The sequence below is a fragment of the Curtobacterium sp. APC 4022 genome, from assembly GCF_030407555.1.
Taxonomy (GTDB): domain Bacteria; phylum Actinomycetota; class Actinomycetes; order Actinomycetales; family Microbacteriaceae; genus Curtobacterium.
The window spans coordinates 1-17,500 of record NZ_JASDDD010000017.1 but is presented as its reverse complement, the minus strand read 5'-3'; the positions used below and the strand labels follow the sequence as shown (position 1 = coordinate 17,500).

18 protein-coding genes are annotated in these 17,500 nt (G+C 72.5%); 8 read left to right on the top strand and 10 right to left on the bottom strand.

What is annotated here, in order from left to right; all coding sequences use genetic code 11:
- Positions 1 to 232: 232 nt before the first annotated feature.
- From QL987_RS07615 to QL987_RS07595, 5 genes are all read right to left on the bottom strand, one after another.
- Positions 233 to 808, bottom strand: coding sequence for a GNAT family N-acetyltransferase (locus tag QL987_RS07615; RefSeq protein ID WP_290157009.1), 576 nt, complete (start codon positions 806 to 808; stop codon positions 233 to 235).
- Between the two features lie 125 nt (positions 809 to 933).
- The gene (locus tag QL987_RS07610; protein WP_290157008.1) at positions 934 to 2,523 is read right to left on the bottom strand and encodes a dihydrolipoamide acetyltransferase family protein; all 1,590 of its coding nucleotides are present in this window, start codon (positions 2,521 to 2,523) and stop codon (positions 934 to 936) included.
- Between the two features lie 44 nt (positions 2,524 to 2,567).
- Positions 2,568 to 3,527: an alpha-ketoacid dehydrogenase subunit beta gene (locus tag QL987_RS07605; RefSeq protein ID WP_253468045.1), complete on the bottom strand. Its 960-nt coding sequence runs from the start codon at positions 3,525 to 3,527 to the stop codon at positions 2,568 to 2,570.
- An 86-nt stretch (positions 3,528 to 3,613) separates the two neighbouring features.
- A complete protein-coding gene (locus QL987_RS07600) occupies positions 3,614 to 4,750 on the bottom strand; it encodes a thiamine pyrophosphate-dependent dehydrogenase E1 component subunit alpha (RefSeq protein ID WP_290157006.1) in 1,137 nt (378 codons plus the stop codon).
- A 5-nt stretch (positions 4,751 to 4,755) separates the two neighbouring features.
- Positions 4,756 to 5,862 carry a histidinol-phosphate transaminase gene (locus tag QL987_RS07595; protein WP_290157004.1) on the bottom strand — a complete coding sequence of 369 codons (1,107 nt, stop codon included), beginning with the start codon at positions 5,860 to 5,862 and terminating at the stop codon, positions 4,756 to 4,758.
- Positions 5,863 to 5,915: 53 nt separating this feature from the next.
- On the opposite strand from QL987_RS07595, the gene QL987_RS07590 reads away from it, so the two are divergent.
- Genes QL987_RS07590 through purB form a run of 3 tightly spaced genes read left to right on the top strand, consistent with a single transcriptional unit; the run spans position 5,916 to position 8,263 of the window.
- Positions 5,916 to 6,317 carry a phage holin family protein gene (locus QL987_RS07590; RefSeq protein ID WP_221849873.1) on the top strand — a complete coding sequence of 134 codons (402 nt, stop codon included), beginning with the start codon at positions 5,916 to 5,918 and terminating at the stop codon, positions 6,315 to 6,317.
- A gap of 45 nt (positions 6,318 to 6,362) precedes the next feature.
- Entirely contained in the window at positions 6,363 to 6,881 is a 519-nt protein-coding gene (locus tag QL987_RS07585; protein ID WP_111076049.1) for a low molecular weight protein-tyrosine-phosphatase, read from the top strand.
- Positions 6,878 to 8,263, top strand: a complete 1,386-nt coding sequence (gene purB, locus QL987_RS07580; RefSeq protein ID WP_111076050.1) for an adenylosuccinate lyase — start codon at positions 6,878 to 6,880, stop codon at positions 8,261 to 8,263. The genes QL987_RS07585 and purB overlap by 4 nt, the downstream gene beginning before the upstream one ends.
- 113 nt (positions 8,264 to 8,376) lie before the next feature.
- Here the strand turns inward: purB and QL987_RS07575 are convergent, their stop codons facing one another.
- Positions 8,377 to 9,519 carry a geranylgeranyl reductase family protein gene (locus tag QL987_RS07575; RefSeq protein ID WP_290156999.1) on the bottom strand — a complete coding sequence of 381 codons (1,143 nt, stop codon included), beginning with the start codon at positions 9,517 to 9,519 and terminating at the stop codon, positions 8,377 to 8,379.
- Between the two features lie 120 nt (positions 9,520 to 9,639).
- Between QL987_RS07575 and QL987_RS07570 the strand changes: the two genes are divergently transcribed.
- From QL987_RS07570 to QL987_RS07560, 3 genes are read left to right on the top strand one after another with little or no spacing between them, the layout of a single operon-like run.
- On the top strand, positions 9,640 to 10,182 hold the full coding sequence (locus tag QL987_RS07570; protein ID WP_290156997.1) for a hypothetical protein: 543 nt from the start codon (positions 9,640 to 9,642) through the stop codon (positions 10,180 to 10,182).
- The gene (locus QL987_RS07565) at positions 10,179 to 11,330 is read left to right on the top strand and encodes a hypothetical protein (RefSeq protein ID WP_290156995.1); all 1,152 of its coding nucleotides are present in this window, start codon (positions 10,179 to 10,181) and stop codon (positions 11,328 to 11,330) included. The genes QL987_RS07570 and QL987_RS07565 overlap by 4 nt, the downstream gene beginning before the upstream one ends.
- Positions 11,327 to 11,773, top strand: a complete 447-nt coding sequence (locus tag QL987_RS07560) for a hypothetical protein (protein ID WP_221849869.1) — start codon at positions 11,327 to 11,329, stop codon at positions 11,771 to 11,773. The genes QL987_RS07565 and QL987_RS07560 overlap by 4 nt, the downstream gene beginning before the upstream one ends.
- A gap of 294 nt (positions 11,774 to 12,067) precedes the next feature.
- On the opposite strand, the gene QL987_RS07555 is transcribed toward QL987_RS07560, so the two are convergent.
- A complete protein-coding gene (locus tag QL987_RS07555) occupies positions 12,068 to 12,982 on the bottom strand; it encodes a LysR family transcriptional regulator (protein ID WP_290156992.1) in 915 nt (304 codons plus the stop codon).
- Positions 12,983 to 13,036: 54 nt separating this feature from the next.
- Between QL987_RS07555 and QL987_RS07550 the strand changes: the two genes are divergently transcribed.
- Positions 13,037 to 14,131 (top strand): EamA family transporter, encoded by a 1,095-nt coding sequence (locus QL987_RS07550; protein ID WP_290156990.1) that lies wholly within the window; start codon positions 13,037 to 13,039, stop codon positions 14,129 to 14,131.
- Here QL987_RS07550 and QL987_RS07545 read toward each other — a convergent pair.
- The gene (locus QL987_RS07545; RefSeq protein ID WP_290156988.1) at positions 14,100 to 15,080 is read right to left on the bottom strand and encodes a DUF1731 domain-containing protein; all 981 of its coding nucleotides are present in this window, start codon (positions 15,078 to 15,080) and stop codon (positions 14,100 to 14,102) included. The two genes, QL987_RS07550 and QL987_RS07545, sit on opposite strands and share 32 nt — an antisense overlap.
- Positions 15,081 to 15,118: 38 nt before the next feature.
- Positions 15,119 to 15,799, bottom strand: a complete 681-nt coding sequence (locus tag QL987_RS07540; protein WP_290156986.1) for a DUF4166 domain-containing protein — start codon at positions 15,797 to 15,799, stop codon at positions 15,119 to 15,121.
- Positions 15,800 to 15,847: 48 nt separating this feature from the next.
- Between QL987_RS07540 and QL987_RS07535 the strand changes: the two genes are divergently transcribed.
- Entirely contained in the window at positions 15,848 to 16,762 is a 915-nt protein-coding gene (locus QL987_RS07535) for a cation diffusion facilitator family transporter (protein WP_290156984.1), read from the top strand.
- Positions 16,763 to 16,820: 58 nt separating this feature from the next.
- On the opposite strand, the gene QL987_RS07530 is transcribed toward QL987_RS07535, so the two are convergent.
- Positions 16,821 to 17,500 (bottom strand): hypothetical protein (locus tag QL987_RS07530; protein ID WP_290156983.1); only part of this gene is annotated, 680 nt, incomplete at its 5' end.

Below are 17,500 nucleotides of genomic sequence, written 5' to 3'. Positions count from 1 at the left end.
CAGTTCACCCACAGTACCGGCCGGGCCCGCGCGTGCAACCGCCGGGCGGGAGGCCCGCGGCCGGCCGGCAGACCCTCGCCCAGGTCGCACGACCTGCCGCTCGCGTCCGTCGAGGTCGCGCGAAGTGCCGGCTCGTCGGACGGCACCCGGCCGTTCGTGCGACCTCGACAGGCGGCCGACGGCCGTTCGTGCGACCTCGGCGGGCGGGCGGCGGCCCCCGACAGCCGGCGGGTCAGGCGTTGGCGACGAGCCAGTCCAGCTGCGCCGGGGTCAGCGCCCGGTCGCTCCACGCCTGGCACTCGACGCCCTCGGGCGCCGTGGTCCGGGTCGGTCCCTGCCAGACCTGCGTGAGGCCCACCCGGGCGAGCACGCGCGCCGAGGCCGGGTTGTTCGTCAGCACCCGCGCGGTGACCGGCACGTCCGGCAGCAGGGCGTGGGCGGCATCCACCGCGGCGCGGGCGACCTCGGTCGCGTAGCCGTGCCCGTGGTGCTCCGGAGCCAGGCGGTAGCCGAGGTTCCAGACGCCGCCGGCGGTGCGGTCGACGCCGCCGATGCCGAGGAAGACGCCGGAGTCCGCCGCCCGGATCGTCCACGAGCCGAGTCCGTGCCGGACGCGGCCGCCGATCTTGCGCTGCACCAGGTCCTGCGTCTCGGCGCGGGAGGTGTGGCGTCCGTCCGGCAGGTGCGTCCAGGTCCGGGCGTCCGAGAAGAGCTCGTGGACCGCGTCGATGTCCGCGGGCGTCACGGGCGCGAGCACCAGGCGACCCGTCCGGATCTCCTGCTGCGGGACGAGCAGCTGGTGGACCATGACTCGATCATCCTCCGCTCCGCCGACATCGACGTGAACGGCACACCAAGACCGCGCGACCCGGACCCTGGCGGACCCGGACCCGGACCCGGACCCGGGACCGGTCGCCGCGAACCGCGAACCGCTCAGTCGAGCAGGAGCGCCGGCTCCTCGATGACCGAGGCGACGTCGTGCACGAAGCGCGAGGCCACGTCGCCGTCGACGACCCGGTGGTCGAACGAGGCGCCGATGGTGGTCACCATGCGCGAGCGCACGTCGCCGTCGACGACCCACGGCTTCGGCTTGATCGTGCCCATCGCGACGATGGCGACCTGACCGGGGTTGAGGATCGGCGTGCCGGTGTCCATGCCGAAGACACCGATGTTCGTGACGGTGATCGTGCCGTCGGCCATCTGCGCGGGGCTCGTCTTGCCGTCACGGGCGGTGATGGTCATCTCCTCGAGGGCCTTCGCCAGCTCGAGCAGCGACATGTCCTGTGCGTCCTTGATGTTCGGCACGATCAGCCCACGCGGGGTCGCCGCCGCGATGCCCAGGTTCACGAAGTGGTGGACGATGATCTCGCGGTCGGTCCAGGACGAGTTCACCGAGCGGTTCCGGCGCACGGCCCAGATCACGGCCTTCGCCATGATGAGGAGCGGGCTGACCTTGACCCCGGCGAACGTCGGCGACTCCTTGAGGCGCTTGACGAACTCCATCGTGCGGGTCGCGTCGACGTCCACGAAGAGCGACACGTGCGGCGCGGTGAACGCCGACGTGGTCATGGCGGTCGCGATGGCCTTGCGGACGCCCTTGACCGGGATGGTCTCCTGGCGGACGTCGCCCCACTCCGGGGTCTCGATGTTGCGGAAGACGCTGGCCTGCTGGGCGTGCCGGATGACGTCGTCACGCGTGACCTCGCCGGCCAGGCCGGTCGGCACGACGGTGGTCAGGTCGACGTCCAGGTCCTTCGCGAGCTTCCGGATCGGCGGCTTGGCCATCACCTGCAGCGCCGAGGCACTCGGCATCGACGGGCGCGCCGGACGACGTCCCTGCGCGGCGACGGCGTCGGCGGTGGTCGCCTCGCCCTCGTCGGTCTCGAAGGACAGGTCGACCTCACGACTGGAGGCGCGGCTCGCCTCGGCAGCGGCGGCGGCGGCCCGGCGGGCGCCCGGCTTCCGGCGGGAGGGCGCGGAGGTGGCGGAGCCGTAGCCGACGAGCACGGCACCGGAACCCTCGTCGGCGCCGACGACACCGGCGTCGACGGCGACCTGGGCCGGGGCGGGTGCCACGGCGGCGGGTGCCGGAGCAGCCGCTGCCGCTGCCGGTGCGGGAGCGGCGTCGGCCGGAGCGGGCACGGGTGCCTGCGCTGCCGGGGCCGACGCAGCGGGAGTCGGGGCCGGCGCTGCCGGGGCCTGGACGGCCGGAGCCGGGGTCTGCGCGACGGGAGCGGCGTCGGCGACGGGGGGCGTGCCTCCCGGCTGACCTGCGGCGGCCGAGTCGGACTCGACGCGGATGATCGGGCTGCCGACCTCGACGGTGTCCCCCTCGGCCACGAGCAGACCGGTGACGGTGCCGGCGAACGGCGACGGCAGCTCGACGAGCGACTTCGCGGTCTCGATCTCGACGAGCACCTGATCCACGGCGATCTCGTCACCGGGGGCGACGCGCCACTGGACGATCTCGGCCTCGGTCAGGCCCTCCCCCACGTCGGGCAGGGGGAATTCGGCGACGGCCACGTCGGCTCCTTCAGCAGGGTTCGGTCGTACGGGAGTGGTGCGGGTCAGTAGGCGAGGGCGCGGTCGACGGCCTCGAGGACGCGGTCGGCGTCGGGCAGGTGGAAGTGCTCGAGCTTCGACTGCGGGAACGGGATGTCGAACCCGGAGACCCGCAGCGGCGGCGCCTGCAGCGTGTAGAACGCCCGCTCGGCGACGGTCGCGGCGATCTCGCTGCCGACGCTGATGAAGCCCGAGTCCTCCTGCGCGATGACCAGGCGGCCGGTCTTGCGCACCGAGGCGAGCAGCGGCTCCCAGTCGATCGGCGAGATCGAGCGGAGGTCGACGACCTCGCAACTCGTGCCCTCGGCCTCGGCGATGTCGGCGGCCTGCATGAGCGTCGCGACCATCGCACCGTGACCGACGAGGGTGACCTCGGTGCCGGTGCGGGCGACGCGGGTCGTGTGCATCGGGACGTGCCCGTCGACCAGGTCGACCTGGCCCTTCGGCCAGTAGCGCGACTTCGGCTCGAAGAAGACGACCGGGTCCTTCGACGCGATGGCCTCCTGGATCATCCAGTAGGCGTCGTTGGGCGTGCTCGGGCTGACCACGCGGAGACCGGGGGTGTGCGCGAAGTACGTCTCCGGGCTCTCCTGGTGGTGCTCGATCGCGCCGATGTGCCCGCCGTAGGGGATGCGGATGACGATCGGCAGCGACATGTGCGCCGGCAGCCGGTTCGCCATCTTCGCCAGCTGCGAGGTGATCTGGTTGAACGCCGGCCAGACGAAGCCGTCGAACTGGATCTCGATGACCGGTCGGTAGCCCCGGAGCGCCAGGCCGATCGCGGTGCCGACGATGCCGGACTCGGCGAGCGGGGTGTCCCGGACGCGGTCGGCGCCGAAGCGGTCCTGCAGACCCTCGGTGATGCGGAAGACGCCGCCGAGACGGCCGATGTCCTCGCCCATCAGCAGGACCTTGTCGTCGGACTCCATCGCCTTCGCCAGGCCGGCGTTCAGCGCCTTCGCCATCGGGAGGGTCGGGGTCGGGTCCTCGGGGACCTCGCCCGCACCGGGGTGCGAACGCAGCGTGTAGTCGAAGAGCTGCTCGGTGGTGCTCATGCGTGGGCTCCTGCGTCCTGGCCGGCCTCGTAGTCACGGAGCCACGCGCGCTGCTCGTCGATGCGCGGGTGCGGCTCGCGGTAGACGTTGTCGAACATCGCCTCCATCGGCGGGTCCTGGAGGGCGCTCGTGCGGGTGCGGATGTCGGCGGCGATCTGCTCGCCCTCGGCGTCGAACTCGGCGAACTGGGCGTCGGTGACGCCCTTGCTGCGGAGGTACGTCTCGGACCGGGTGATCGGGTCGCGGGCGACCCAGCCGGCGAGCTCGTCGTCGCCGCGGTAGCGGGTCGGGTCGTCCGAGCTGGTGTGCGCGCCGATGCGGTAGGTCTCGGCCTCGACGAACGCCGGGCCCTGACCGCTGCGGGCGTGGTCGGTCGCGACGAGGCTCGCCGCGTACGAGGCCAGCACGTCGTTGCCGTCGACCTTGATGCTCGGGATGCCGAAGCCACGCGGGCGGTCGACGAGCGGCGTCGGGGACTGCACCGACACCGGCACCGAGATCGCCCAGTGGTTGTTCTGCAGGAAGAAGACGACCGGGGCCGAGTGCGACGCGGCGAACACGTACGCCTCGTTCACGTCGCCCTGGCTGGTGGCACCGTCACCGAAGTAGACGATCGAGCACTCGTCGACGTCCGGGTCGCCGGTGCCGACGACGCCGTCGAGCGCCTGGCCCATCGCGTAGCCGGTGGCGTGGAGGGTCTGGGCGCCGATGACGAGCGTGTAGATGTGCGTGTTGCCGCGGGCGTCCGGGTCCCAGTTGCCGTGGGCCTGACCGCGGAAGAGCGAGATGATCTCCATCGGCTCCACCCCGCGCTGCATCACGACGGCGTGCTCGCGGTACGACGGGAAGAGGTGGTCCTGGGAGCGGAGCGCGAAGGCGGAACCGACCTGCGCCGCCTCTTGCCCGTGGCTCGGCGCCCAGAGCCCGAGCTGACCGGTGCGCTGCAGGTTGCCGGCAGCGTGGTCGAAGCGTCGGGTGAGCACCATCTGGCGGTGCATGGCGAGCAGGGTCTCATCAGGGAGGGCCCGGGCGACGGCGGCGAGTTCGGCGTTCTCGTCGGTCTCCACGAACCGGCCCTCGGGATCGAGGAGCTGGACGGGGGTCGTCGCAGGAGCCGCGGCGCGGAACAACATGTTCGTCAGCGTACCGGCCGCTCAGGAGCCGTCGTTGTGAGACGTTCCACAACGGCACCTGCGGTTTCGAGGAGCTTTGCGACAGCCTCGTGCTCGCCGATCGAGATCCGGATGCCCTCCGGCGCGAACGCCCGCACGATCAGCCCGGCGTGCTCGAAGGCCTCGGCGGCGAACGCGGTGTGCTCCCCCGTCGGCAGCCAGACGAAGTTGCCCTGCGCCTCCGGCACGTCCCACCCCTGTTCGAGCAGTCCGGCGCGGATCCGGTCCCGGCGCTCGGCCAGTTCGGCGACCCGTCCGAGCAGCTCGTCCTCGCGCTCGAGGCTGGCCAGTGCGGCCGCCTGCCCCTGCGCCGTGACGGACAGCGGGATGGCGCACGCACGGACGGCGTCGAGGACGTATGCCGGTCCGAGCGCGTACCCGACGCGGAGGCCCGCCAGACCGTAGGCCTTCGAGAACGTCCGGAGCACCACCAGGTTCGGGTACCGCTCGAGCAGCGCCGGACCCCGGACCGCGTCGACGTCGGTGACGAACTCGGCGTACGCCTCGTCCAGGACGACGAGCACCGAGGACGGCACGCGCGCCATGAAGGCCGCGAACTCGGCGCCGGTGACGATCGGCCCGGTCGGGTTGTTCGGCGTGCAGACCAGCACCATCCGGGTGCGCTCGGAGACCGCGTCGGCCATCGCGTCGAGGTCGTGCCCACCGTCGGCACGGTTCGGCACCTGCACGCTCGTGGCGCCGGCGACCGTGACGACGCCCGGGTACGCCTCGAAGGACCGCCAGGCGTGGACGACCTCGTCACCCGGGGCACAGGTCGCCTTCGCCAGCTCGTGCAGGATCGCGACGCTGCCCGGCGCGACGTGCACCTCGTCGACGGTGGTGCCGAACCGGTTCGCGAGCACCGCACGGACCGCGAGCGCGGTGGCGTCCGGGTAGCGGTTGAACGCCGTCTGGGCCTGCACCGCCTCGACGACACCGGGCAGCGGCGGGAAGGGGTTCTCGTTGCTCGAGAGCTTGAGGGCGTCCGGAGCGGCCTGGCGTCCCTGCTTGTACGGCGGCAGGACGGCTATCTCGGGACGGATGTGCACGGTCTGCGCGGGCTGGTCGGTCACCGGCTCAGCGTACCGGCGGCCCGTTCGCGGGGAGGGCAGGCATCATGGTGGCCATGCGGTTCCTCGTCCGGCTCATCGTCAACGCCGTCGCCCTCTGGCTCACCACGCTCATCGTGACCGGTGTCACCGTCGACTCCTTCGGGGATGGTGGTCCGGTCGAGACCGTCCTGACCTACCTGCTCGTGGCGCTGGTCTTCGGCATCGTGAACGCCGTGATCGGGACGCTGATCCGGATCGTGGCCTTCCCGGTCTACATCCTGACGCTCGGGCTGATCTCGTTCGTGGTGAACGCGGTCCTGCTGCTCATCGTCGCCGGGATCTCGACCGGACTGGGCTTCGGCCTGTCGGTGGAGTCCTTCGGCTGGGGCATCGTCGGGGCCTTCGTGCTGGCGGTCTTCGCCTGGCTCGTCGGCCTGGTCGCCCGCCCGGTCCTGGGTGGCCGCGGTCGCGCCTGAGCGCCGGGCATCGCGTCCGGCCCCCGGCTGCGCCATGATGTCCCCATGACCATGGACGCCGGCGCCCCGTCGACCTTCCGTGTCTCCTTCGTCTGCAGCGGCAACATCTGCCGCTCCCCGATGGCCGAGATCGTCTTCGCGCAGATCGCCGCCGACGCCGGCATGGCCGACCGGTTCGTGGTCGAGTCCGCCGGCACCGGGGACTGGCACGTCGGGGAACCCGCCGACGAGCGCACGATCGCAGCCCTCGCGGCACGCGGATACGATGGCAGCAGGCATCGCGCCCGTCAGTTCGACCCGGACCGGTTCCCGGACCTCGACCTGGTGGTCGCACTCGACCGCTCCCACGAACGCATCCTGCGCTCGTGGGCCCCGACCATGGACGACGCCGCGAAGGTGACGCTCCTGTTGCGGTACGACGACGCCTGGCCTCAGCAGGCCGACGTGCCGGACCCGTACTACGCGGACCGACACGAGTTCGACCGGGTGCTCAGCACGGTCGAACGGGCCTGCCGGGCGCTCTTCCACCAGCTCGAGCCGGCAGTCCGCCAGGGAGCCCCATGACCCCCCTTCCCCCGCAGCCGATCAGCCCGCTCGACGGGCGCTACTACCCGATCGTGCACACGGTGGGCGAGCACCTGTCCGAGGCCGGGCTCAACCGTGCCCGGATCCGGGTCGAGGTCGAGTGGCTCGTGTTCCTCACCGACCACGCGATGTTCACCACCTCCCCGCTGTCCGTCGACGACAAGGCCGCGCTGCGTGCCCTGGTCGACGACTTCGGCCAGGACCAGATCGCGGAGCTCGCCGAGATCGAGGCGACCACCCGCCACGACGTCAAGGCGGTCGAGTACTTCGTCCGCCGCCGGCTCAGCGACCTGGGCCTCGACGCCGTCGCCGAGCTCACGCACTTCGCCGCCACCAGCGAGGACGTCAACAACCTCTCGTACGCGCTGACCGTCCGCGACGCCGTCGAGCACGTCTGGCTGCCGTCCGCACGCGCGGTCGTGGAGCGCCTGCGGGAGATGGCCACGAGCCTCCGCGCCGTGCCGATGCTCTCGCACACCCACGGCCAGCCCGCGACGCCGACCACCCTCGGCAAGGAGATCGCGGTCGTCGTCTACCGGCTCGAGCGGATCCTGTCGCAGGTCGAGCGCGGCGAGTACCTCGGCAAGTTCTCCGGCGCGACCGGCACCTTCTCCGCACACCTGGCGGCGGACCCGGAGGCCGACTGGCCCGCGCTGTCGAAGGAGTTCGTCGAGGGCCTCGGCCTGACGTGGAACCCGCTGACGACGCAGATCGAGTCGCACGACTGGCAGGCCGAGCTCTACGACCGGGTCCGGCACGCGAACCGCGTCCTGCACAACCTGGCGACCGACGTCTGGACCTACATCTCGATGGGGTACTTCACGCAGATCCCGATCGCCGGCGCGACCGGGTCCTCGACGATGCCGCACAAGATCAACCCGATCCGGTTCGAGAACGCCGAGGCGAACCTCGAGATCTCGTCCGCGCTGTTCTCGACCCTGTCCGAGACCCTCGTCACGAGCCGTCTGCAGCGTGACCTGACCGACTCCACCACGCAGCGCAACATCGGCGTCGCGTTCGGGCACTCGCTGCTCGCGCTCGACAACCTGCGCCGCGGCCTGGGCGAGATCGCGGTGAACGAGCCCCGCCTGGCCGAGGACCTCGACCGCAACTGGGAGGTCCTGGCCGAGGCGATCCAGACCGTCATCCGCGCCGAGGTCACCGCCGGGCAGTCGGACATCGAGGACCCCTACGCGATGCTCAAGGAGCTCACCCGGGGCAAGCGCATCGGGCGACAGGAGCTCGTGGCGTTCGTGAACGGGCTCGACGTGTCCGACGCGGCGAAGGCCCGGCTGACGAACCTCACGCCGGCGACCTACACGGGCCTGGCGGACGAGCTGGTCGACCACCTCGAGGTCTGAGCCGCGACGCGGCCGGACCACCAGGTGGTCCGGCCGGTCCGGCTGGTCAGGTGGTCCGGCTGATCAGGTCAGTCCGGCTGAGCTGGCCGGTCCGGCTGAGCTGGCCGGTCCGCTCAGGCGAGCCAGGCGGTGACCTTCCGCACCCAGCGGTGCCGGAAGGCCCGGGCCAGGGTCGTCTCGCCACGGCAGAAGCGGATGAAGTAGCCGCGACCGAACGGCGTCTTCGAGATCAGGAAGTGGAAGCCGGCCGGGAACCGCGTGAACACCCGGAGCAGCTGCGCACCGGCGTCGATCTCGGGCACCAGCTCGGCGCGCACCTGCGACTCGTACCGGTCGAGCGCCGCGCGGTCGCCGGCGGTGTACGCGGCGGCCGCCGTGCCGGCCCACTCCCCCGACCGCAGTGCGAACGAGATCCCCTCGCGCGTCCACGGCTCCAGGAGGCCCGCGGTCTCCCCCGCGAGCACGACCGTCCCGCGGCGGAGCGGGGAGTCGCTCGTGCGCCACTGCGTCAGGTGGCCGCTGCTGCGGCCCTGGTCGGTCGGGTGCAGGCCGAGGCGTTCGATCCAGTCGTCGAGGTAGCGACGGGTCTGGTCGGCGTGCCCCTTCTGCTCGATGACGCCGACGGTCAGGGTCTCGGTCTTCGGGAAGACCCACGCGTACGTACCCGGGTGCGGGCCCCAGTCGAGGAGCACACCGGTGGCGGCGTCCTCCGGGCGGCGGGGGACCTCCACCTCGAGGCCGAGGTCCGTGACGGCCATCACGGCACCGACGTGGCGGCCGACCCGGCCACCCGAGCCGTCGGCGCCGATCACGACGCGGGCGAGGAGTTCGTCCCCGTCGGCGAGCGTCAGGCGGGTGTGATCGTCCTGCTCGCTGAGCGCGCGGACGTTGGCACCGTCGCGGAAGACGACCCCGGCCTCCTTCGCGGCGTCGACGTTCGCCTGGTCGAACCGCTCACGGTCGACCATGGCGACGAAGGGGGCCTCGGTGCGGACCCGGGTCACCCGACCCATGCGGTGCGAGAAACCGACCTCGGGCAGGTCCGCCTCGATCGTCGCCAGGGCACGGTCGTTGAGCCGCCGCCGGGACTGACCGATGATGCCGCCGCCGCAGGTCTTGTACCGCGGGAAGGTGGCCTTGTCGAGGAGCAGGACGCGGGCACCGCCGAGCGCCGCGTGTCGGGCGGCGGTGGCACCGGCGGGGCCGGCACCGACGACCACGACGTCCCAGGGCTGTTCGGCGTTCGTGTCCTGCATGGGGACCGAGCTTACCGGCGCAGCCCCGGCCGCCGACGGGAACGGTTACGCTGACTGCGTCGGGCGTGCAGGCTGCCCCGCCGGGGCCAGGAGTGGGGAGCGGGATCCGTGTCCAGGGACGTGAACCGCGACACTGCCGTGCAGATCGTCGATGACCACGGGCTGCCGGGCGCAGTGTCGATGACCGAGATCCGCCGGCTCGTGCGCGAGGTGACCGGGCGTGAGGTCACGTACCGGCTGGTCCGCGGGCTGGCGCACCAGGACGTGCACGGGCTCTGGGCCGGGTACGACGACGGCACCGCGGTCGTCTCCTACCCACCGGCGCCCTCCGGCACCCAGCTCGTGGTGATCAACCACGAACACGGTCACATGCTCATCAGCCCGGACGGACCGTCGGAGTCCCGCGGCATCGACCCCCGGTTCGCGCGGTTCGTCGAGGACAAGGTCGACGGGTTCGTGCCGAGCGGTCGGCTCGTCCGCTCCGGCGAGACCCTGGAGCAGGAGTACACGCCCGACCTCGAGTTCCTCTACGGCCACACGGACTTCTCCGAGGACGAGGAACGCCTGGCGGAGCTCGTCGGTGTGGAGCTCAGCGTCCGGGTGATGCGGTACGCACGCGGCCGCGGCCGGGACGTCAAGTTCGGGCGGGTGTTCGGCGGATGAACGTGCTGGACGACTGGGTCTTCGTGGCGGGTGTGGTGACGGTGGTGTCCGTCGGGCTCGCCGCACTGTCGATGCTCTCTCCCAACGTGCGCCAGCCGCTGCCGGCGCACCCGGACGCCGCGGACCAGACCGGTCCCCGCTCGATGCTCGTCCCCGGGGTGCTCGTCTGGGCGCTCGGCTGCACGCTGCAGGCCCCGTTCGTCTACCTGTGGGTGGACGGTCTGCTCGGCGGGCACAACGTCACGAACCTGCTCTACCGTTCCGCGGTCGTCGTCGCGCTCGGCTGCCTGCAGGTGATGGTCATCCGAGCCGAGCACGGCGAACGCCGCCCTCTCCGCGAGCGTCTGACCTGGGGCCTGGTCCTGGTGGCCGTCGCCCTGCAGGTCGTCCTCTTCGCGATGAGCGACTGGGCCGTCTCGGACCCGTTCCTCGGTCGGTACACGGGTGAGCCCACGCGCGAGCTGTTCGCCGCGGTGCTGCCGGTCTGCGTCGGGCTGTACGGCGTGCAGGTCGCCGCGGTGGCGTTCCGGGGGCTGCCGCTGTACGGCGAGTGGACGACCCGCTGGGGCGTCTGGCTGATCGGCCTCGCCGCGCTCGTCGACCTCGCCTGGATCACCGAGAGCCTGGCCGCCGGAGCGGTGCGGCTGTTCGTCGACCGGGACTTCGCGATGTCGGGCATCGTCGACCCGCTGTGGGAGGTGGCCGTCGTGTCGATGGCCAGCCTGACCGCGGCCGGGGTCGTGTTCGCGGCCGCCCGCCCGGTCGTCGTGCCGGTCTGGCGTCGCCTGCTCCTGCTGGTGAGCCTGCCGATCACCGACCGCGCGATGGAGGCGCACCCCGAGTTCAGCGTGTACCCGCGGAGCGTCCGACGGCGGCATGCGTTCCGCAGCCGGGGCGAGGAGGCCGAGGTCGCGCTCTACCAGCGGTGGGCAGAGCTGGAGGACAACATCCGGTTGCGCCAGTTCCGGCCACGCGGGTACGAACGCGTGGTCATCCGGATGATGGGCGTCGCCGCGACGACCGGCGTCACCGACTCGCTGATCGACGACCTCAGTCGGCCCGACGATCTCGGCCGGCCAGACGATCTCAGCCGACCCGACGACGAGCACCCCGTACGAGACCCGGAACGGATCGAGTCCACCCCATGAGTCACGAGAAGCTCACCGCCGCGCAGCAGACCCAGCGCGCCGAGCTCGCCCGCAAGCTGCACCTGCTCTGCAGCACCGTCACCGCGCCCGACGGCGGCCCGGTGACCTACCCGAAGATCCGCGACTGGTTGGCGGACCGGGACGTCAAGCTCAGCCGCTCCCGGTGGGAGTACATGCGTCTGGGCAACCGGTACGTGGTCGACGACGAGCGACTGCTGCGGGCCGTCGCGGAGTACTTCGAGATCGACCCGTCGTACCTGACCGGGCCGGAGAGCCAGCTCACGGAGACGATCGACGCCGCACTGCGGTTCACGCTGGCGGAGCGGACCAGCCCGGTCAGCCTCTACGCGGCGCGGACGCTCAACCAGGACGTGACGGCGGAGCACCTGGACCGCCTGACGGCGCTGCTGCGCGAGATCGAGGAGGCGCGCGGCCGGTCCTGAGACGCCGATCGGCCAGTCCTGGGCACGGCCCCGCGGTCGAGCCCGGACGAACGGGCACGGTCGAGCGGGCACGGTCGAGCGGACCCGGTCGAGCCGGAAGGGCGGGGCGGGCCGGTCGTCGCGTCGTTCGCGCGATCGGGCTGACGATGCAGCCCGATCACCCGACCCCCTCAACCACGCTCCGGACGACCGGTCGCCCCGTAACACCCCCCGTGCTACGCCTGAAGCGTAGCGGCTCCTGGCGAACAGGGCAATACGCATCGTGCGTAGCGACGTGGTGCGGGCCGGGCCGCCTCAGGAGGTGACGGACGTGGCCTCGGCGACCAGGGCCTCCAGGACGACCCGGACCGCGGGACGGACGGCACGGTCGGGGCGGACGAGGGCCTCGATCCGCCGACCGGCGCGCACGTCGGCCAGGGTCGCCAGTCGGAACCGGCCCGGCGCACGCGTCCGCGAGGTGTACCGCGGCACGAGTGCGATGCCGTGGCCGGCCGCCACCAGGTTCTCGATCACGGGCAGGTGGATGGTGCGGAAGGCGACCTCGGGCGGTGTGTCCGTCGCGGCGGCCATCGCGGTGAGCACCCGGTCGATCGGGTAGTCCTCCGGCACACCGATCCACGTCGCGCCGACCACGTCCTCGATGCCCACGCGCTGCCGACCGGCCAGCGGGTGGTCGAGCGGCAGGGCGACGTCGAGCGGTTCCCGGAGCAGTGGGACGGTCTCGACGCTCCGGCGGTCCGCGCCGCGGGCACCGTCCGGTCGGTGCCCGATGACGACGTCGTGGTCCGCGGTGAGCGGGGCGAACTCCCCCTCGCTGACGTCGACGTCGGAGAGCTGCAGGGCGATGCCGGGGTGTGCGCGCATCCGTGTGAGCAGGCCGGGCAGCAGCAGTTCGGCGGCCGAGGGGAACACCGCCAGGTCGACGGTGCCGGTGGCGCCGTCCAGGTGCTCGCTCCAGGCGGACTCGACGGTCGCCAGGGCGGTGGCGACGCCGGTGGCGAGGCCGGCCAGGACCCGACCGTGCTCGGTGAGCCGGACGCCGCGGCCGACGCGCTCGACCAGCGGGACGCCGGCCTGGCGCTGCAGGGTGCGGAGCTGCTGGGACACGGCGCTCGGCGTCCGGTGGGTGGCCGTCGCCACCGCGGTGACGCTGCCCCGCTCGGCGAGTTCGCGGAGGACGGGGAGCAGGGCGATGTCGAAGCCGACCATGCAGGGACCCTACAACGACGCTGTCGGAACGTTCGCTGGTGCTACCGCGTGGGGGTGCGGGACGATCGTCCGGTGCTGCTCCGCGACCGCATCCTGGCCCTCGTCGTCGCCGTCGCCTGGGGACTGAACTTCCCCGCGACGGCGATCGCCCTCGAGCACTACCCGCCGTTCCTGCTCGCGGCGCTCCGGTTCACGCTGCTCGCCGTCCCGACGCTGCTGTTCGTCCCGCGGCCGCCGATCCCGTTCCGGTGGATCGTCCTGGTCGGCGCGACCCTCGGCGTGCTGCAGTTCGCGTTCCTCTACCTGGGCATGGCGGCCGGCATGCCCTCGGGGTTGGCCTCGCTCGTGGTGCAGGCCTCGGCGCCGTTCACCGTGCTGCTCGCCGGTGTCCTGCTCCGCGAACGCCTGAGCGCCCGGCAGGTGGTCGGCGTCTCGGTCGCGGTGGCGGCCCTCGCCGTGATCGCCCTGCACCGGGCCCAGACCGCCGCGCTGTTGCCCGTCGTGCTCGTGCTCTGCGGTGCGCTCGGGTGGGCGATCGGCAACGTCGCGACCCGCAAGGCCGGACCGGTGAACCCGCTGCACCTCACCCTGTGGTGGGCCGTGGTGCCGCCGATCCCGATGGCGGTCCTGTCGTTCCTGGTCGAGGGACCGGACCGGATCGGGCAGGCGCTCGGCACCGCGTTCACCGCCGACGCGCTGCCCGCCGACCTGGCTGTGCTCTACATCGTGCTGGCGGCGAGCGTCGTCGGCTACGGCATCTGGTCGCGGCTGATGGGGCGGTACCCGTCGAGCACCGTCGCACCGTTCTCGATGCTCGTGCCGGTCGTCGGGGTGCTGGCGTCCTGGGCGGCGTTCGGCGAGGTCCCGGACCTGGTCGAGGTGATCGCGGGCGCGGTCGTCGTGGGGGCGGTGCTGTGGTCGTCGCGGCCGCCGCGGGTCGGCGCCCGCGCCGGCGCCCGCGCCCGCGCCGAGACGCCTCCGAGTGGCCGAGACGCCGCGACATCCGGCGGCGCCTCGAGCGCATCAGGGCGTCGCGCGGAGACGGGGGCGTCTCACGAGCCTCCGCACGACGGCCCGACCGCCGTCAGCCCGACCGCCGTCAGCCCGACCGCCGAGCTCAGCCCCGGTGCTGACGCCGTTCCGCGATGATCCCGGCGAGCGCCCCACGCAGGTGCGGGTACCGGAACTCGTAGCCCGCCTCGGTCAGCCGCGTCGGCACCACCCACCGGCTCTTCAGCACCAGTTCGGTCTCGGTGCGGATCGCGAACGACCCGAGTTCGAGCATCCACCGCCAGGTCGGCAGGCCGAAGCGGCGTCCGACGGCGTCACGCAGGGTCGCCATCACCGTGCGGTTGTCGGAGGGCTCCGGGCTCGTGACGTTCACCGGGCCGTCGAGGTCCTCGTGGTCACGGATGAAGCGGATCGCCCCGAGGACGTCGTCGATGTGCACCCAGCTGAACCGCTGCCGTCCTCGGGTGTGCCGGTCGTGGTGGAAGGTGCCGGCAGCCAGACGCGCCCGGGTCGGGAACCACGGCCCGTCGTACTGGGGGCCGCCGAGTCCGGCCTGTGCCAACCGCAGGAGCGGGAGCAGTGCGCTGCCGTCGCCGAACACGATCGCCATCCGCAGCGCCACACGCCGGGTGCCGGGCAGGTCGGCGCTGAAGAGGGCGTCCTCCCACGCGCGGGCGACCCCGACCGAGAAGCCCTCGCCGAGCTCGCCGGTCACCTCGTCCTGCGGGCGGTCGTCGGCGTGCCGGTAGATGGTCGCGGTCGACGCGTTCAGCCACAGCGGCGGCGGGTGCTCGGCGGTCCGGATCGCCTCGGCGAGCTCGAGCGTGGTGTCGACACGGGAGCGCAGGATCTCGGCCCGGTTCCGCCGTCCGTACCGGCAGTTCACGCTCTTGCCGGCCATGTTCACGACCAGGTCGGCGCCGTCGACGAGTTCGCGGATCCGCAGGGTGTTGCCCCACACCGCGTCGCCGGTGCGGCCGACCGTGACGACTTGGTACCCCTCGGCGCGGAAGGCGTCCTGCAGGTACCGGCCGACGAAGCCGCTCGCTCCCGCCACCACCACGCGCCGCTGCTGCTGTTCGTCCATGCTGTCCTCTCGGCTCCGGTCACACGTCGTCGCTCCGGTCACACGTCCTCGGGCACGACGCTGTACCGGAACGCCCCCTCGTACCGGTACAGCGTGCCGAGCCCGACAGCGGAGAGCGTCAGGGACACGCGCTGCACGTCGGCATCGTCATCGAATCGTTCCGTCAGCACCACACGGGGCGACAGGGCGGCCGGGAGGCGCCACTCCCGTCCCAGGGCGTGCACCGACACCCGCGTGGAGACCAGGCGGAGCGCCCCGGCGTCGGGTCCGGTCGCCGGGACCGTCACCGCGAGGAGCGCGCTGACGCGGCCGTGCCGGCCGAGGTGGTCGACGAGGCCCTCGGGCTCTGCGGTGATCGCGTCGACCATGGTGCGGTCACCGCTCGCGAAGTGGAAGGTGCGGTGCGCGCGGACCGCGGGGCGGGCCTCCCGGTCGGCGGCCATGCCGAACCGGCCGGACCGGCCACGCCGGACGTGGACCGGGCGGTTCTCGACCGTGAACGGGACGTCGTGCTCCCACAGCGGGAACACCACCGCGTCCCGTGCGAGGACGCCGAGGACGGGCCAGAGCCAGCGCCGCGGGGTGCCGACGACTGTGAACACGCCGGAGCCCCGGCCGACGTGCCCGGGCGGGACGGCGCCGAAGTAGGTGCGGAGCCTGGGGTGCAGGGCCGCCAGCACGTCGGCGGACGCGCTCAGCTCGTACGGCGACCGGGTCACGCTCCCGATCCTGGCACGGCGTCGGACGCGGCTCCTACGATGGACGACATGGGACACGACCACGGCCACACGCACGGACACGCGTCCGAGCGGGCGCTGCTGATCGCGTTCTGCATCTCGGCGGGGATCCTGCTGGCCGAGGTGGTCGGCGCGGTCGTCACCGGGTCCCTCGCGCTGCTCGTGGACGCCGGGCACATGGTCGTCGACACCGGCGGACTCGGGATCGGCCTGGTCGCCACCCGACTGGCCCGCCGCACCCCGACCGCCCGACGGACCTGGGGCTACCAGCGTGCCGAGGTCCTGGGTGCCACCGCACAGGCCGCGATCCTGCTGGCGGTCGGCGTCTACGTGGTGATCTCCGCCGTGCAGCGCCTGTTCGTGCCGGAGGAGATCGAGGCCGGCCCCCTGCTGGTCTTCGGCTTCGTCGGGCTGATCGGCAACCTGGTCGCGTTCGCGGTGCTCGTGCGGGCGTCGGGCGAGGGCTTCACCTCGCGGGCGGCCCGACTCGAGGTGCTCAACGACACCCTCGGCTCCGTCGCCGTCATCGCCGCCGCCGTCGTGCTGTTCCTGACCGGGTGGCAGCGCGCCGACTCGGTCGCGGCACTGCTGATCGGCCTGCTCATCATGCCCCGCGCCGTCAAGCTCCTCCGCGAGACCGCCGACGTCCTGCTCGAGGCGACACCGCGCGGCCTCGACCTGGACGCCGTCCGTGGCCACATCCTGCAGCTCGACCACGTCATCGCCGTGCACGACCTGCACGCGACGCTGGTGTCGACCGGGGTCCCGAACCTGACCGCGCACGTGGTGGTGGACGACCACTGCTTCACGACCGCGCACGCGCCGGCGATCCTCGACGAGCTGCAGCAGTGCGTGGCCGAGCACTTCGACGTGCCGGTCGAGCACTCCACGTTCCAGCTCGAACCCGCGTCGCACCAGCGGCACGAGCACGAGGTGCACGTCTGACCGGTGCCGGTCCGGGTGCTCGTGCTGGTGCCGGTCCGGGTGCTGATGCTGATGCTCGTCAGCAGTCGGAGTCGCGTGTCGGGTAGGCCGTGATCACGCGTTCGGTGGTCGCCGAGACGATGACTTTGACGAACCCGTCCGGGCTCGGCGCGCTGCCGTCGTCGAAGCGGACGGGTGCGGCGTAGCAGACCTTGCCGTCCCCGGCGTCGACGGGCAGCCCCTTCTGCGGGTTCGTCAGCGCCGTCCGGACCGCCGTGAGCATGGCGTCGTCCCAGTCCCGCTGCGTCGTGTGACCGGAGAGGACGTCCTGCCAGTCGCGGGTGTGCCGGACGCGGATGTGCTCGTAGCCCTGCGCCGCGGTGCCGCACTGCAGTACGACGTCGCCGAGCGCCGCGGTGTCGTACCGCGCGACCGCGGCACGGCCGTCCGAGTTGCACCGGTCGAGGACCGCGGAGCCGGGCAGGTCCGGGCCGGACCGGGCGATCACCGCGACGGTGCTCTCGGTGCTGCCGGTGCTGCCGGTGCTGCCGGGGTCGTCGGTGCCGCCCGTGCCGGTGCCCTGCTCGCTCGGGTCGGTCGCCGTGGCCGAGGGGGCTGCGGAGCGGACGGTGTCGTCGCCCTCCCGGGCGTTCGTCAGCGCGAAGCCGCCGATCACCACGACGGCGGCGACCGCCGCGGCGATGCCGGTCAGGGTGGAGCGGGAGCGCTTGGCGGGCATGCGGCCAGTATGCCGGAGGG